Genomic DNA, 14,956 nt, shown 5'->3' with positions numbered 1-14,956 from the left:
AGTGCTTTTTTTAGATATTAAATTTACCGCTCGGGCCTTTCTGGAGAGCGGAGCAGCTTTGACTGACAGATGAGCTGCAGAAAGGAGTTATATGGAAATAGGTAGTTCTACATCAAGCTATATATCAAGTATAAGCGTTGCTTACAAACAAACATATGGCAAAGCAAATAAAGTAGATCCTCAGATAAAAATATCCACAGGAACTTCTATATCTTTGAATAAAAGTAGCGATGATTCTGACTCAATTCTTAACTACTATCATGATTTATGTAAAAAATATCCTAATATAAGTTTTCGCCTAGAGGATATGGAAATCAGCTTAAAAAATACAAATAATCCGCCTAACTTAGGCTATAACAATAGCTTTAACCAGGTAGGGAATAATTTTGGAAGTTTAGGTCAGTGTAGCATTATTATAGATAAAAAAGTAATTGAGAATATGCAGAAAGATACTGTCTACAAAGAGATAGTTTATTCTTATATTGAGAATTTAGAAAGGCAACAAGTAGGATATCAACAGCATGCTGCTCAAGAAGGAATGAGTTGCTTTGCCCACGTTCTAGAAGATAATAACGGTGAGCTTGCACCTAGTACTCTTTATGGGCATGGAAGCTTTTCAACTGAAGAGGAAGTAAAAAGGATGTGGGCAGATTATGAGTATCAAAAGAAGGCAGGGCAAGCATTAGAACAACAGAAAGCTGACCTTATAGAAATATATCTAAAAATGACAGAAAACTGTGCTGTCAAGAGAGATGAATTGAATCCGTCGAAAGAAGGTCAACAGCGGGAAATTCATTTTGAAAAAGGTACGGGATATATTCATTGGGCTATTACTGATATTGAAATGCAGGTATACAAGAGTGTAGGCGATGACGGAGAGTATTTATATCGTGTAGATACTTCAAAGGATGGTGAAATTACCAATTCACGCATAATTGATCCCAAAAGAGTTAATCCTAGAAATGCTTCATCGGAAGAACTACTTGCATTAGATGAATATTTATCAGACACAAATCAGCTACCCAAAGATACATGTATTAGAGACTTAGCAATTATGTCCGAATATTCCTCAGATAAGTTTGATGCACTTAAATTGGGGGAGGATATTATGCAAGTGCAATATGATTTTGGTAATTATCCAAGCTATTTGAAATATAATGGCATGCTTGATGTGCTTAAGCAGATAGCTATAAACTTTATGAATTCATAAGAAAAGCAACCCTTAACACATATCATAATGTGAAAAGGGTTGCTTTTGATATAAGGTTTGTCAAAATATTAACTACCACGGTATCTTAAAAGATTATTTCAAGTTAGTAAGAATGTAGTACCAATTTAAACGTCCACTCAAATAGTATCAATTAATCCTCCAATCCGGAGGATTTACCTATGTAAAACTAGTACCAAAATAAACGAATGACATAATTGATACGCCTTTTAAAGGCGTACATAATTTTTTCCATTAATCGGAGTTAACGTAATGTTAATTCCAATTAATGGAATTTTTTTGCCTTAGTTCAGCAGAGATTTTTCCATTATTTATACTTAACGCTCCATTAATTGAAATTATTGGAAAAAAGCAGGACTAACAAGCTTGTCCAAGCATAATGCGAAGGCTGGAAAATTAAGAAAATGTAATTTTTTCAAAAAAATTTTAAGCAAGGTGTACCAAAATTTAAAAAGTGGGCCATTTTATATATAGCGGGGTGAACTTAGTCTTCGCCCCCCTTGGAACCCCTGTCGCAGTATGTAGAAAGGAGAAAAAATATGCGTAAGCGAAATCATGCAGTCTACATCCGCATGAACACCAAAGAGTACGACAAGCTTCAGAGAAAAGTGAAGCAATCAGGTCTATCGATGCAATCATATATCATTCATGCTGCCTTGGAAGGAAAAGTTGCCTCACAAGAGGAGATAAATATTCTTCGTGATCATAGTAAATGGCTAGAGGATTTTTATAGGCAACTAAGAGGAATTGGAACAAATGTAAATCAACTGGCACATGTTGCTAATGGTCAAGGAGCACTTCCAACCGCAATAAAATTGGCGGAGATAGCAAATGATGTAGCAAGTTTTAGAAATGAGGTGAATAAAAACTGGCGATTAACAAGGCTGTCAATTTAACGACAAAAAGTCATGGGGCAATGAGAAATTGATATAGCACTCTTGGCAAGAGGTCTTATATTAAATAGTTTTAGTCTAATAGTAAAGCTTGGGTACGCTGTTGGAAACAAAATCAATGTTGCAGAATCTAATGGCAAGATTGTACTTCAAGCTGCAGTCCATATGATAGTTTGGTTTACTTTATCTATTATTGTTTACGGATTTCCTCTAATTGGAATCTATAAGGCTCTATCAAGAGTGGTGGATATTATTAATGCTGATGAGGATGGGAAAACAATAGCAATTGCAAATGTAGTGATGATTGGAATAGCAGCTTTAATTTATACTGAGCCAACCATCAAGGACTTCGCAAGAGCCCCTTCGGGGCATCCTTGACAATTCAGGTTAGATAGATACAGGTTAATCAAGCAAAGAAAAGGAAAGGAGTAAAGATGAAAAGAGAAAAATTTGCGGAACGATTGGATGAAATGGCAGTTATATAGGTTTTATGGGCTTTCTTTAGCATCAAGTAATATGTATAATACAAGTAATGTTATTGTCAATGACTCAGTTAGAAGAGATGCATTGACACCTGAGAACGAGCGTAAGTTTTTAAAATTTATTAAAGAGGATCGGCATTTATACCTAAAGCCTAAAAAACTATGCCAAAATATGCTAAATTATACTAAGTTATTAATATACAAAAAGGGCTATAAAGCCCAGAAATACGGGGTTTTAAGATATGTACAAAATACTATTTGTTTGCCATGGCTCCATTTGTCGTTCGCCAATGGCTAAATATGTTATGCAGGATATAGTAGATAAGCGAGGAATAGCAGAGGATTTTTATATAGATTGCGCCGCTATGACCTACGAGGAAATTGGAAATCCCGTTTATCCTCCTGTGAGACAGCTATTAAATGAAAAGGGCATCGATTGTAGTGGCTATGGTGCACGCCATATCAGAAAAGATGAATATAGAGATTTTGACTATATCATAGGTATGGATGCAGAAAACATGCGTGACCTTCATTATGAATTTGGTGAGGACAGGGATAATAAGATATACAGATTATTAGATTTCACTGATAGACCTCGTGATATTGATGATCCATGGTACACAAGAAAATTTGATGTATGCTACGATGATGTATTAAGAGGCTGTGAGGGCCTTTTGAAGCAGCTGGGATATTAAAAATATGCAATAAGAAGAAAGACTTATGATACAAAAACCATAAGTCTTCTTCACTAATTAGTATAAAAGGTCATTACTCTCACATCTGTCATATATAGGTCAATCAGGTACTGCACAATCATTTGTATAATCCCAATATGCTACGATATTTCCATTGTAGTCATAGAAAATGTCGATATCGAGTGATTCATAATGAACTACGTCTTTTTGCCAAGTAACTACGAATTGGTTGTTGTTACCATATTCAATTTAATATGTTAGTTGAGAATGGAGCCTAGAATTTTATCGCAGCTAATCGAATATATGCTAACTACCACATGTACCGCGATATACCTAAAGTGAACTCCAATGTTTATAATATATTTTCACATAAGAATACCCCAGAAGATTATCTTATTTGAAATCTTCTGGGGCAAAAAATCACTAGTTATAATCTTATTGTATTAATTTAATAAATGATATATTACGATGGATTAAAGAAAAAGACAATTCAGTCCCCAGTAATCAAAATTTTGATAGGTATCCAAATTTATATTACCAGAAGGCTCCGTTGTTTGTTGTGTCAAATAAGTATCTATATATTTATTATCTAAAGCTTCAGCTACACTACCATCGATAACCCAATTAGGATTCTCTTGTCTTATATATTCTACGAAGTCCTGCTTTTCTATATTTTGATTTGCGTCGTATTCAATATATGTATCGGTTACTTTGTAACTATGTTCATCAATGGGTTGAAAATCGGTTTTATATAAAAATCGCATATTACCATTTGAATCAATAAGCATACATTCTCGATGTTCCGTTGCTTTGGCAAACAAGCTAGGTGCATAGTCCATGGCGCCGCTTAAATGAACATGACGTACTCTATAATCGATATAATTTGAAGAAAAAGGTTTATTATTAGCATCTAAAAAATATCTTGCTGTGTACAAAACAGCAGGTTTTCCTTCACTATCTGTTCCCCAGGTAATGTGCTCCTCTACATTTCTTTCAACATCCACATCTTTAAAGACCTTTTCCCCTTCCTCACATACTTTAGTATATTCAAACATATGATTAGAATAATATTCGTTAAATTCGGTTGAAAAATGATATAATTCTAAACGCTTACTATCATTACCTGAAGAATAACCCATATTGTTATTACGTGTTTCGGTAACTGTATTCAATGAATCATCATTCATCACTGTGTGAGGCAACTGTAAAGGTTTGTTTAAATCAAATCTCATATTTACAATATCTGCCCAGTTTACCTGTTGTGGTGATACAACAGCCTTGCTTTTTGATGACTTCTTTGCAGCCTCAACTGGCATCGAAGAACCAAAAAAGAGTACAAATACAAGTGCTAAACTTGTAAGCGTTGTTAAAATACGTTTAATCGCGTTCTTTTTCATTTTTTTTGTCCTCCTTGAATGAAAAATTCTATAATCCATTATTCCAATCTAAAATATCTTCATATTCTAGTACGTTACCATCTTGGTCATAATAAGTAACATCTTCGTCCATATCACTCATATATCTATATTTAACAAAGTTTGCTACGTCATTAGCAGTTGTAAGACTATGCGATTTAATCTTATAAAGACCATTGTCAGGGTCAACACAAGCTAACGTAAGTTCTATATCTTTTTCTTCATCATCAGCCATAACCATAAAGGTTAATGTGTTCTCATATGGGCCATATATGTGTCTGTCTTTTGAATAAAAGATAGCATCACCTTTTGAAAGAGAAATATCATCTAATTTTAAGTCGCCACTAATAATGTATCCATCCGAATTATGAACTTGAGCCATTTTGCAAAGCTCATTATTATTCTCATCAATAATAGTGATATATCTAGCAAAGTATCCTTTCGGTTTATTTTCATCAGGATTTACGTTTGCTTGTCCACCAACGATTATTTTACCTTCTTTAAATAGACAAGGCGTTGTTGGGTCTTCAGATGTAGGTCCGCTTTCAATAAGTGTAGAAAAGAAACATTCGCTACCATCTTCAGCATAGTCACAAATAATAGCATCACAATCGATGAAATAAATGTTGTCGTCTTTACCTTCTGCAATCTGAGTCCAATTTGTGTGTGGCTTTGCCGCCACTATATGATAATTCTGAGAAAAGTCATAAGGTTCAACATAACCAACATAAGTAACATCTGAATTATCGACAATAATTTCTATAGTATTATCGTCATTTAGGATTAGATCACCAAGTCTATTATTGGTTTGCGGGTCTCTAAATTCATAGACGTTATCAGTTCCTTTAGCCTCAGTTTTGTTTTGCGAAGAGCTGTCATCTATTTCTATTGCACTTGTAGTACCACAGGCTGTCAAAAGTAGCGTGACTAATATTAGCAACAAGCTCTTTCTCATCTTTAATCCTCCAAATTAATTATGACCATCGCGAATCTTATCTTCTACATACTATATAGGACATTACAGTAAAAAAGACCCTGGTAATCCTGCAATGACGTTAAGTTAGTGACTTGACAAGGTCTTTCGACTTTGAGGGTTATTCTTAATTTTGGTCTTAACTTAATTACATTAGCACTTTAGGAGCCTATTTTTTATATCTTGCAATGAATTCATCAACTGGCAGTGGAAGAGAAAAATGCATTCCCTGTAGATAATTACAACCAATCTGAGTCATGGCATTTGCCATTTCTTCAGTTTCAATGCCTTCAGCAGTTATGGTGTAGCCAGAGCGTTTAAAGGTTTCCACTAAAGTAGGAAGAATGATATCTGGTTCATTACAATAGTCCCAAATCAGACTCATATCAATTTTAACATTGTGGAATGGGAAGTGTTTTAAACGGCTTGCGTTGGAATATCCTGTTCCATAATCATCTAATGATAATTCAAAGCCTTTTTGCTTAAGCTTTTCTATCTGGTCTTTCATTATTAATTCATCTGTGATAGAAGCCTCTGTGATTTCCAAATGTATTTTCTCATGTGAAATATGGTATTCATTTATCAGCCTTTCAAAGGATTCTGCTAAATCCTTTTTCATAAACTGGGCAGTAGACAGATTTACATTAATCCATTTTAATCCGAAAGACTCAAGGTCGTTGTCTCTAATGAAAGCACAGGTCTTTTCAAAAACCTGCTCACCTAATTGGTAGATTCGGCCATTGTTTTCTGCGATAGGTATAAATTTATCAGGAGGTATCAGTTCACCTGATGAATTAAAAATTCTACAAAGGCTTTCTGCACCAACTAGTCCATGGGTTTTAGCATCTACAATGGGCTGTAGGAAGATTGCGACACTATGATCTTCAGTTGCTCTTTCTAAAGCTCTTTTAATAAGGATAGTTTCATGGTTTTCAATGAATGCTCTGTCATCAATGTCAATTATGGTTTTTTCGTTATTGCTGCTGGCTATTTCTAGCGCATTAACGATAACATTTAAAATACTGTCAGAGGTATAACCCTGATAATCGCATTTGATTTTTGCAAAGCTGATATTAAGATATAGCTCTACATCATCTGAAATCCAAGGTCTCTTGAATCGTTCCATCAGTGTGTCGATGATAGTATCAACCTCGCTATTATTGTTTACAACAAAAACGAATCTACCTGAACGACAGTAAAAAATTAGTGTATTTCCAAATTTCCATCTTAAATAATTTCCAATTAACAATAAACCAGCATCCATCTGCTTATGACCATATATTTCCGTTGTTTCTGCATAATGGTCTATTACAAATGCAAATATTGAATGCTTTTTCGAGTACTTTTCATCTAGGTACAAGCGAATACCATCTCTGTTGAACAGACGTGTTTGCCTATCAATGTAAAAGTCAGGATTCATGAATATAATATTAATCGTCAATATGGCCATTATGCAGAAGGTATCCATTAAAAGATATTTAGGTAAAAAGATTCTAAATGCGAGCCCAATTAAAAGAATAGTGAGATACAGAATGGTCCCGTAAAGTTCTCTAAGACGTTTATAATATTTCCTCAGTGAAAATACCATTATTATAGAAAAAAGAATGTAGTAAAGGAAGGTGAAGGTGATTAAATGATATGCATATCCTCTTGCATATCCATCTTCATTAACTAAAAAAATAGCTTTTGTCCAAGGCGTGGACAGGACAACTAATATACTGAAAACAAGTGGTATGTTACATGTAACAGTTTTGACAAGGTTTTCTATTGGGTTTAGCTCTAAAATATTGCAAGTTAGAACAAAGAAGAAAAATCCTCTTAGTAAAAAGAAGACAAAGAATATCATATTAGATACGTAGACAGTAGAAATTGGCAAATCAAAATAATTCTCACAAGCCCAGCTGCCTATGATATCAGAGGAAATAACAACAGTCTCAATTAGTAATAAGCCCACGAAGGTCTTATTTTTTTTGATAGGCAATCTTTGCAAGGCAAAATAATTGAGTAGAAGTATTCCTAATATTAAAATGCTAGGTATAGCAAAACTGTAATCCCACATACATAGTCTCCAAAATAACATCTCCCATATTCAATTATATTGCGCTTAAGGAATTATCTCCAATGAACAATCTGTGTCTTATAAAATATGGGTGTTATCTTTTGGAAATTTTTGTTAGAATAAGCAAGTTGCTGAATAAATTTAAGAAATGGATTAATAGATTATGAGTATTTTAAACGTAGAGCATTTATCACATGGATTTGGCGATAGAGCTATTTTTGAGGATGTATCCTTCAGATTGCTTAAGGGGGAGCACATCGGCCTGGTAGGCGCAAACGGCGAAGGTAAATCTACCTTTATGAATATCATTACAGGAAAGCTTCAGCCAGACGAGGGCAAGATTGAGTGGTCAAAAAAGGTTCGTGTAGGATACCTTGACCAGCACACCGTACTTGAAAAGGGAATGACTATCGGTGACGTACTTCGTTCAGCCTTTGATTTCCTATATGAGATGGAGGCGGAGATGAATGATATCTACGCTAGTCTTGGTGATATTACAGATGACAATGAAATGAACAAGCGCATGGAGGAGGCAGGCACTATTGCAGACCTTCTTACAATGCATGACTTTTATATGATAGATTCCAAGGTTGAGGAAGTAGCCAGAGCTTTAGGTGTACTTGATTTAGGCTTGGACAGAGATGTTACAGAGCTTTCAGGTGGACAGCGTACCAAGGTTTTGATGGCAAAGCTTTTATTGGAAAAGCCAGACATCCTTCTTTTGGACGAGCCTACAAACTATTTGGATGTGGAGCATATTGAATGGCTTAAGAGATATTTGAATGATTACGAGAACGCCTTTATCCTTATTTCGCACGATGTGCCATTTTTGAATTCTGTTATCAATCTGATTTACCACATGGATAACAAAAAGCTGGAAAGATATGTGGGCGACTACGATAAATTCCAGGAAGTATATGCAATGAAGCAGGCTCAGCTGGAGGCTGCTTACAATAAACAGCAAAAGGAAATTGCTGAGCTTAAGGATTTTGTGGCAAGAAACAAGGCAAACGTGGCTACACGTAACATGGCTATGTCACGTCAGAAGAAGCTTGATAAGATGGATAAGATTGAGCTTGCTGCAGAAAAGCCAAAGCCAGAGTTTTACTTTAAAGAGGCAAGAACTCCTAGCCGTGTTATTTTCTCAACAAAGGATTTGGTAATTGGTTACGATAAAAATGAGCCATTATCAAAACCGCTTAATCTTGAAATGGAAAGAAAGCAGAAGATTGTTCTTACGGGAGCAAACGGTATTGGAAAGACTACTCTGTTAAAGAGTATTTTAGGTTTGATTCCACCAATTTCTGGAACAGTTTATCAGGGCGAGTTCCTTGAAATCGGATACTTTGAGCAGGAGATGGACCAGCATATTTCCACAACCTGTATAGAGGAAATATGGAACGAATTCCCTTCTTATAATCAAAGCGAGGTTCGTGCCGCCCTTGCAAAGTGTGGTCTTACAACAAAGCACATCGAAAGCTTATGCCGTGTACTTTCCGGTGGCGAGCAGGCTAAGGTTCGACTATGTAAGCTTTTAAACAGAGAGACTAATTTACTTCTTCTTGATGAGCCTACCAACCATTTGGATGTAGATGCCAAGGACGAGCTAAAGCGTGCCCTTAAGGAATACAACGGTTCAATACTTATGGTTTGCCATGAGCCAGAGTTTTACGAGGGCTTGGCAACAGACGTGTGGGATGTAAGTCAGTGGACTACAAAAGTACTATAAATTTGCATTAAAAGATAAATTTAATTGCGTACAATTTATACACTATTAATGTAGCACTTTTTATAATAGTGTGTTAAAATTAACTGTTGTTTAGATAATAAATTTTTCTTTGGAAGGAAGGTTACATTATGACAAAGATTGATATAATTTCAGGTTTTTTAGGCGCAGGTAAGACTACATACATCAAGAAGATGCTTGAAGAAGCATACAAGGGTGAGAAGGTAGTTCTTATTGAAAACGAATTTGGTGAAGTAGGTATCGATGGCGGTTTCCTTAAGGACGCTGGTATCACTATTTCAGAAATGAACTCAGGCTGCATTTGCTGTTCACTTGTTGGAGATTTCGACAAGAATCTTCATGAGGTACTTGAGAAGTTCAGCCCAGACAGAATTCTTATCGAGCCATCAGGCGTTGGTAAGCTTTCAGATGTTATGACATCTGTTATCAAGCTTGAGGAATCTGCTGATGTTAAGCTTACAGGTCTTGTTACAGTTGTTAATGCACTTAAGGCTTCTAAGCAGATGAAGGCTTTTGGTGAGTTCTTTAACAACCAGATTGAATTTGCTACAACAGTAGTATTATCACGTTCACAGACAGCTACTGAGGATCAGCTTGAGTTCTGCGTTAAGCAGATTCAGAAGCTTAATCCAAAGGCTGCTATCATTACAACACCTTGGGATGAAATCACAGGTGAGAAGCTTCTTTCTGTAATGGAAGGACAGGATAACCTTGCTTCAGATATGAAGCACCTTGCTGAGGAAGCTCACGAGCGTGAAGAGGAAGAGCATGAGCACGAGCATCATCACCACGACCATGACCACGAGGAGCATGAGCACGAGCATCATCATCACGACCATGATCACGAGGAGCATGAGCACGAGCATCATCACGACCATGACCATGAGGAGCATGAGCATGAACACCATCACCATGAGCATGATGAGAACTGCACTTGCGGTTGCCACGACCATGAGCATCATCATCACCATCATGCAGATGATGTATTTACTACATGGGGCAAGGAAACACCTCACAAGTTCGAAAAGGCTACTATCGAAAAGGCTATGAAGGCCTTCGCTAACACAAATGACTACGGTACAATCATCCGTTCAAAGGGTATGGTTGAGGATGTTAACGGCGGATGGATTTACTTCGACTTTGTTGACGGTGAGTACGAGCTTAGAACAGGCGAGCCTGATTACACAGGACGTCTTGTAGTTATCGGTGCTGACATTGATGAGCACAAGATTGAAGAGATTTTTGGCTTAGAGTAATATAGAGGTTTTAATTTATGGCAAAGGATATACCAGTTTACGTCTTCACTGGATTTATGGATAGTGGTAAGACTACTCTTATCCAGGAGACATTATTTGAAAACGACTTCACACAGGGTGGTGATGACAAAATCCTCATCATCGCTTGTGAGGACGGTGATGTTGAATACGACATCGAAAAGCTTAAGACTATTAACGCTAAGGTTACCATGATTGAAAACGAAGAGGATTTCAATCTTGAAAACCTTAACAAGCTTCAGAAGGAATATGACCCAGATGTTATCTTCCTTGAGTACAACGGTACATGGGGCGTGGATCATATTTATGATGAGCCACTTCCAGAGGGATGGGTTCCAGCTCAGTCACTTGCTACTGTTGATGCAACTACATTTGAAAACTACCTTAACAATATGCGTACCATCATGATGGAGCAGCTTTTCAAGGCAGAGGTTGTTATCTTCAACAGATGTACAGATGCAACACCAAAGACAAAGTTCCGCGGTCAGATTAAGGCTATGAACAGACCAGCTCAAATCGTTTACGAAAGAGCAGACGGTTCTATCGATGATTCTCCAGAGGAGCTTCCATTTGACCTTGATGCTGATATCATTGAAATCACAGATGCTGATTACGCACTTTGGTTTATGGATTGCATGGAGACACCTAAGAAGTATGATGGCAAGAAGATTCACTTCACAGGTCTTGTGTACAATCCTAACGATGGAAAGCTTAGACGAGATGTATTCGTTCCAGGTAGATTTGCAATGACATGTTGTGTTGAGGACATTCAGTTCCTTGGCATGAAATGTAAATGGGACAAGGCTTCATCATTAGAGCACAGAAGTTGGATAGATATTACAGCTCAGATTAAGGTTGAGTTTGCTAAGGAATATAAGGGTAAGGGTCCGGTTCTTTATCCAATAGCAGTTGAGCCTACAGAAAAGCCAGAAGATGAGCTTGTATATTTTAGTTAATCTATAATCTACGCCGCTAGTTACGGTTTCACTACTAGCGGCTTGATTTATATTAAAAAACAATTGCTATACAATTTAACGCTTTACAGAACTAAAGCGAACGGATATAATATTTCATTAAGATGAATAGGGAAGGAGTCTAAATTTATGTATCCAATCTTAAAGAAGGAAAAGCTTTCTGATAAGATTTTCCTAATGGTAGTTAAGGCACCTCGCGTCGCTGCAGGTTGTTTACCAGGACAGTTTATCATTGTAAAAATCGATGAAGAGGGAGAGCGTATTCCTCTTACTATCTGTGACTATGATAGAAATGAAGGAACAGTCACAATAGTATTCCAGACTGTTGGTGCTTCTACAGAAAGAATGGCAGCTCTTAATGCTGGTGATGCTTTCGATGATTTTGTTGGTCCTTTAGGTCAGCCTTCAGAGCTTTGCATCGAAGAGAACCTTGAGGAAACAAAAAAGAAGAACATCGTATTTATTGCAGGTGGTGTAGGTACAGCTCCTGTATATCCACAGGTAAAGTGGCTTAAGGAACACGGAATTAATACTACAGTTATTATTGGTGCACGTTCAAAGGACATCCTTTTCTATGAAGAGGAAATGAGACAGGTTGCTACAGAGCTATATCTTGCTACAGATGATGGAAGCTATGGTTTCCATGGAAATGGTTGTCAGCAGCTTCAGGCGCTTTGGGACGAGGGTAAGAGATTTGACCACTGCGTAGCAATCGGTCCTATGATTATGATGAAATTCGTTTGTCTTCTTACAAAGGAGCTTGGCATTCCTACAGTTGTATCAATGAACCCTATCATGGTTGATGGTACAGGTATGTGTGGAGCTTGCCGTCTTGTCGTTGGTGACGAGGTTAAGTTTGCATGTGTAGATGGTCCAGAGTTTGATGGTCACCTTGTTGATTTTGATCAGGCTATGGCTAGAAGTAAGCAGTATAAAACTGAGGAAGGTAGAGCACTTCTTAAGCTTCAGGAGGGCGATACACACCACGGTGGATGCGGAAATTGTGGAGGTGACGAGTAATGGCAGATATGATGGTTAGAGTACCTATTTCAGAGCAGGACCCAAAGGTTCGTGCTACAAATTTTGATGAGGTATGCTTAGGATATACAGAGGAAGAGGCAGTTGCTGAGGCTGCACGTTGTCTTAACTGTAAGAACCCTATGTGCGTAGGCGGTTGCCCAGTTTCTATTAATATTCCTGCATTTATCGAACAGGTTAAGGAACGCAATTTTGAAAAGGCTTACGAGATTATCTCTGAGTCTTCAGCACTTCCAGCAGTTTGCGGACGTGTTTGCCCACAGGAGTCACAGTGCGAAGGTAAATGTATCCGTGGTATCAAGGGCGAAGCTGTTGCTATCGGTAAGCTTGAAAGATTCGTAGCTGACTGGGCTAGAGAAAACGGAATCAAGCCAAAGAACACATCTACTCCTAACGGACACAAGGTGGCTGTTATTGGTTCAGGTCCTTCAGGTCTTACAGCAGCTGGAGACCTTGCTAAGCTTGGCTATGACGTTACAGTATTTGAAGCCCTTCATGAGATGGGCGGCGTACTTGTTTATGGTATTCCAGAATTCCGTCTTCCAAAGGACAAGGTAGTTAAGGCTGAAGTAGAAAACGTTAAGGGACTTGGCGTTAAGTTCGAAAAGAACGTAATCATCGGTCGTTCAATCACAATTGACGAGCTTATTGAGAAGGAAGGCTTCGAAGCTGTATTTATCGGCTCAGGTGCTGGACTTCCAATGTTTATGCATATTCCTGGTGAGCAGGCAAACGGTGTATTCTCTGCAAACGAATTCCTTACAAGAAACAATCTTATGAAGGCATTCAAGGAAGGCTACGATACACCAATCGCTCGCGGCAAAAAGGTAGTAGTTGTTGGTGGTGGTAACGTTGCTATGGATGCTGCCCGTACAGCACTTCGTCTTGGGGCAGAGGTACATGTTGTTTACCGTCGTTCTGAGGCAGAGCTTCCTGCAAGAGCAGAAGAAGTTCATCACGCTAAGGAAGAGGGCGTTATCTTTGATCTTCTCCAGAATCCAGTTGAGATTCTTGTTAACGAAGAGGGAAGCGTTCGCGGATGCAAGATTATCAAGATGGAGCTTGGCGAGCCAGATGCTTCAGGCCGTCGCAGACCAGTTGAAATTCCAGGCAGTGAATACGAAATCGAATGCGATACAGTAATCATGTCCCTTGGTACATCACCAAACCCACTTATCTCTAGCACAACAGCAGGTCTAGAAACAAACAAGAAGGGCTGCTTAATTGCAACAGAGGATGGCGCTACAACAAAGACTGGCGTTTACGCTGGTGGTGATGCTGTAACAGGTGCCGCAACAGTAATCCTTGCTATGGGTGCTGGAAAGACAGCAGCTGCAGCTATCGATGAATATTTTAAGAATAAGTAATATAATCTATGCGAAATCCACCCAGGTCTGGGTGGATTTTCTTATTTGTGTCACAAATTCATGCTATTATCTTCTCACAATCCGGTATTTTTTCATGGAGGGAATCCTATGGCTTTTGTTGAATTTAAAAATGTTGGAAAAGTTTACAAAACTGGTGACGTGAAGATAGAAGCTTTAAAGGATGTAAATTTTGAAATTGAAGAGGGTGAGTTTTGCATTATAGTCGGAGCATCTGGAGCAGGCAAGACTACCATTTTAAATATACTTGGTGGGATGGATACCCTTACCTCAGGTGGTGTATATTTGGCGGATAGAGATATTTCCGGCTATAGTCCAAGAGATTTAACCAGCTATAGACGATATGATGTTGGCTTTGTTTTTCAGTTTTACAATCTGGTTGGAAATCTAACAGCAAAGGAAAATGTGGAGCTGGCAGCTCAAATTTGTAAGGACCCAATTGGGGCAGAGGAAATTCTTACATCAGTGGGGCTGAAGGATAGAATGAACAACTTCCCAGCGCAGCTATCTGGTGGAGAGCAACAGCGTGTAGCGATAGCCAGGGCTTTGGCTAAAAATCCAAAGCTGCTTTTGTGTGATGAGCCAACAGGTGCACTTGATGATGAAACAGGTAGAGCAGTTCTTAAGCTATTGCAGGAGACCTGCAAGAAGAATCATAAAACGGTAGTAGTTATTACTCATAATCACGCACTAACTGCCATGGCCGACAGGGTAATAACAGTAAAGTCGGGTACGGTATCAAGTATTAGGATGAATGAAAATCCTAAGAGCGTTGATGAGATTGAGTGGTGAA

General features: G+C 37.9%; 13 protein-coding genes. 10 read left to right on the top strand and 3 right to left on the bottom strand.

Translation table 11 applies throughout. The features are described from left to right. Window positions 1-91: 91 nt before the first annotated feature. The 4 genes from BM097_RS00550 to BM097_RS00535 all read left to right on the top strand — a co-directional run bounded on the left by BM097_RS00550 (window position 92) and on the right by BM097_RS00535 (window position 3,298). On the top strand, window positions 92-1,210 hold the full coding sequence (locus BM097_RS00550) for a DUF6033 family protein (protein ID WP_090544850.1): 1,119 nt from the start codon (window positions 92-94) through the stop codon (window positions 1,208-1,210). Window positions 1,211-1,767: 557 nt separating this feature from the next. Next, window positions 1,768-2,124: a plasmid mobilization protein gene (locus BM097_RS00545; protein ID WP_090544848.1), complete on the top strand. Its 357-nt coding sequence runs from the start codon at window positions 1,768-1,770 to the stop codon at window positions 2,122-2,124. Window positions 2,125-2,166: 42 nt separating this feature from the next. Then, window positions 2,167-2,499 carry a hypothetical protein gene (locus BM097_RS00540; protein ID WP_090544847.1) on the top strand — a complete coding sequence of 111 codons (333 nt, stop codon included), beginning with the start codon at window positions 2,167-2,169 and terminating at the stop codon, window positions 2,497-2,499. 346 nt (window positions 2,500-2,845) lie between these two features. Beyond that, on the top strand, window positions 2,846-3,298 hold the full coding sequence (locus BM097_RS00535) for a low molecular weight protein-tyrosine-phosphatase (protein WP_090544845.1): 453 nt from the start codon (window positions 2,846-2,848) through the stop codon (window positions 3,296-3,298). A 473-nt stretch (window positions 3,299-3,771) separates the two neighbouring features. Here the strand turns inward: BM097_RS00535 and BM097_RS00530 are convergent, their stop codons facing one another. From BM097_RS00530 to BM097_RS00520, 3 genes are all read right to left on the bottom strand, one after another. After that, window positions 3,772-4,695 carry a hypothetical protein gene (locus BM097_RS00530; RefSeq protein ID WP_090544843.1) on the bottom strand — a complete coding sequence of 308 codons (924 nt, stop codon included), beginning with the start codon at window positions 4,693-4,695 and terminating at the stop codon, window positions 3,772-3,774. Window positions 4,696-4,723: 28 nt separating this feature from the next. Next, entirely contained in the window at window positions 4,724-5,668 is a 945-nt protein-coding gene (locus BM097_RS00525) for a hypothetical protein (RefSeq protein WP_090544841.1), read from the bottom strand. 187 nt (window positions 5,669-5,855) lie between these two features. After that, complete coding sequence (locus tag BM097_RS00520) at window positions 5,856-7,745, bottom strand: EAL domain-containing protein (protein WP_177197320.1); 1,890 nt, start codon at window positions 7,743-7,745, stop codon at window positions 5,856-5,858. 163 nt (window positions 7,746-7,908) lie between these two features. Here BM097_RS00520 and BM097_RS00515 point away from each other — a divergent pair, with 163 nt between their 5' ends. The 6 genes from BM097_RS00515 (at window position 7,909) to BM097_RS00490 (ending at window position 14,955) form a co-directional block, all read left to right on the top strand. Continuing rightward, entirely contained in the window at window positions 7,909-9,474 is a 1,566-nt protein-coding gene (locus tag BM097_RS00515) for an ABC-F family ATP-binding cassette domain-containing protein (RefSeq protein ID WP_090544837.1), read from the top strand. A 128-nt stretch (window positions 9,475-9,602) separates the two neighbouring features. Then, window positions 9,603-10,748, top strand: coding sequence for a CobW family GTP-binding protein (locus tag BM097_RS00510; RefSeq protein WP_090544835.1), 1,146 nt, complete (start codon window positions 9,603-9,605; stop codon window positions 10,746-10,748). Between the two features lie 17 nt (window positions 10,749-10,765). After that, a complete protein-coding gene (locus BM097_RS00505) occupies window positions 10,766-11,722 on the top strand; it encodes a TIGR03943 family putative permease subunit (protein WP_090544833.1) in 957 nt (318 codons plus the stop codon). Window positions 11,723-11,869: 147 nt separating this feature from the next. After that, window positions 11,870-12,760 (top strand): sulfide/dihydroorotate dehydrogenase-like FAD/NAD-binding protein, encoded by an 891-nt coding sequence (locus BM097_RS00500; protein ID WP_090544830.1) that lies wholly within the window; start codon window positions 11,870-11,872, stop codon window positions 12,758-12,760. Further along, the gene (gene gltA / locus BM097_RS00495) at window positions 12,760-14,145 is read left to right on the top strand and encodes an NADPH-dependent glutamate synthase (protein WP_090544829.1); all 1,386 of its coding nucleotides are present in this window, start codon (window positions 12,760-12,762) and stop codon (window positions 14,143-14,145) included. The genes BM097_RS00500 and gltA overlap by 1 nt, the downstream gene beginning before the upstream one ends. A gap of 108 nt (window positions 14,146-14,253) precedes the next feature. Beyond that, complete coding sequence (locus BM097_RS00490; RefSeq protein ID WP_090544828.1) at window positions 14,254-14,955, top strand: ABC transporter ATP-binding protein; 702 nt, start codon at window positions 14,254-14,256, stop codon at window positions 14,953-14,955. Window position 14,956: the final 1 nt, after the last annotated feature.

Source organism: Pseudobutyrivibrio sp. OR37 (assembly GCF_900113655.1).
GTDB lineage: Bacteria > Bacillota > Clostridia > Lachnospirales > Lachnospiraceae > Pseudobutyrivibrio.
This window is presented reverse-complemented; position numbering and strand designations above follow the sequence as displayed.

Coding starts and splice junctions, on each gene's coding strand:
- BM097_RS00550 (WP_090544850.1), top strand. CDS start 92: ATGGAAATAGGTAGTTCTACATCAAGCTATATATCAAGTATAAGCGTT.
- BM097_RS00545 (WP_090544848.1), top strand. CDS start 1,768: ATGCGTAAGCGAAATCATGCAGTCTACATCCGCATGAACACCAAAGAG.
- BM097_RS00535 (WP_090544845.1), top strand. CDS start 2,846: ATGTACAAAATACTATTTGTTTGCCATGGCTCCATTTGTCGTTCGCCA.
- BM097_RS00530 (WP_090544843.1), bottom strand. CDS start 4,695: ATGAAAAAGAACGCGATTAAACGTATTTTAACAACGCTTACAAGTTTA.
- BM097_RS00525 (WP_090544841.1), bottom strand. CDS start 5,668: ATGAGAAAGAGCTTGTTGCTAATATTAGTCACGCTACTTTTGACAGCC.
- BM097_RS00520 (WP_177197320.1), bottom strand. CDS start 7,745: ATGTGGGATTACAGTTTTGCTATACCTAGCATTTTAATATTAGGAATA.
- BM097_RS00515 (WP_090544837.1), top strand. CDS start 7,909: ATGAGTATTTTAAACGTAGAGCATTTATCACATGGATTTGGCGATAGA.
- BM097_RS00510 (WP_090544835.1), top strand. CDS start 9,603: ATGACAAAGATTGATATAATTTCAGGTTTTTTAGGCGCAGGTAAGACT.
- BM097_RS00505 (WP_090544833.1), top strand. CDS start 10,766: ATGGCAAAGGATATACCAGTTTACGTCTTCACTGGATTTATGGATAGT.
- BM097_RS00500 (WP_090544830.1), top strand. CDS start 11,870: ATGTATCCAATCTTAAAGAAGGAAAAGCTTTCTGATAAGATTTTCCTA.
- gltA (WP_090544829.1), top strand. CDS start 12,760: ATGGCAGATATGATGGTTAGAGTACCTATTTCAGAGCAGGACCCAAAG.
- BM097_RS00490 (WP_090544828.1), top strand. CDS start 14,254: ATGGCTTTTGTTGAATTTAAAAATGTTGGAAAAGTTTACAAAACTGGT.